Source organism: Providencia sp. wls1922, from assembly GCF_009706505.1.
Classification (GTDB): domain Bacteria; phylum Pseudomonadota; class Gammaproteobacteria; order Enterobacterales; family Enterobacteriaceae; genus Providencia; species Providencia lanzhouensis.
Genome location: NZ_WLUG01000011.1, coordinates 1 through 1,132, shown reverse-complemented (window position 1 = coordinate 1,132; position 1,132 = coordinate 1). Strand labels below are relative to the sequence as shown.

The 1,132-nt window shown below is 52.6% G+C and carries 1 rRNA gene; it reads right to left on the bottom strand.

Going from position 1 to position 1,132, the window contains the following annotated elements:
* Window positions 1–19: 19 nt before the first annotated feature.
* Window positions 20–1,132: ribosomal RNA gene (locus GKR71_RS00670) — 23S ribosomal RNA — on the bottom strand; the annotation flags it as partial.

Genomic DNA, 1,132 nt, shown 5'->3' with positions numbered 1-1,132 from the left:
AAAACACCTTCGGTGTTGTCAGGTTAAGCCTCACGGTTCATTAGTATTGGTTAGCTCAACGTATCGCTACGCTTACACACCCAACCTATCAACGTCTTAGTCTTAAACGTTCCTTTAGGACCCTTAAAGAGTCAGGGAAGACTCATCTCAAGGCAAGTTTCCCGCTTAGATGCTTTCAGCGGTTATCTCTTCCGCACTTAGCTACCGGGCAATGCCATTGGCATGACAACCCGAACACCAGTGGTGCGTCCACTCCGGTCCTCTCGTACTAGGAGCAGCCCCTTTCAATCTTCCAACGCCCACGGCAGATAGGGACCGAACTGTCTCACGACGTTCTAAACCCAGCTCGCGTACCACTTTAAACGGCGAACAGCCGTACCCTTGGGACCTACTTCAGCCCCAGGATGTGATGAGCCGACATCGAGGTGCCAAACACCGCCGTCGATATGAACTCTTGGGCGGTATCAGCCTGTTATCCCCGGAGTACCTTTTATCCGTTGAGCGATGGCCCTTCCATACAGAACCACCGGATCACTAAGACCTACTTTCGTACCTGCTCGAGCCGTCACTCTCGCAGTCAAGCTGGCTTATGCCTTTGCACTAACCGCATGATGTCCGACCATGCTTAGCCAACCTTCGTGCTCCTCCGTTACTCTTTGGGAGGAGACCGCCCCAGTCAAACTACCCACCAGACACTGTCCGCACCCCGGATTACGGGGCTACGTTAGAACATCAAACATTAAAGGGTGGTATTTCAAGGTTGGCTCCACGCAGACTGGCGTCCACGCTTCAAAGCCTCCCACCTATCCTACACATCAAGGCTCAATGTTCAGTGTCAAGCTATAGTAAAGGTTCACGGGGTCTTTCCGTCTTGCCGCGGGTACACTGCATCTTCACAGCGAGTTCAATTTCACTGAGTCTCGGGTGGAGACAGCCTGGCCATCATTACGCCATTCGTGCAGGTCGGAACTTACCCGACAAGGAATTTCGCTACCTTAGGACCGTTATAGTTACGGCCGCCGTTTACTGGGGCTTCGATCAAGAGCTTCTCCTTACGGATAACCCCATCAATTAACCTTCCAGCACCGGGCAGGCGTCACACCGTATACGTCCACTTTCGTGTTTGCACAGT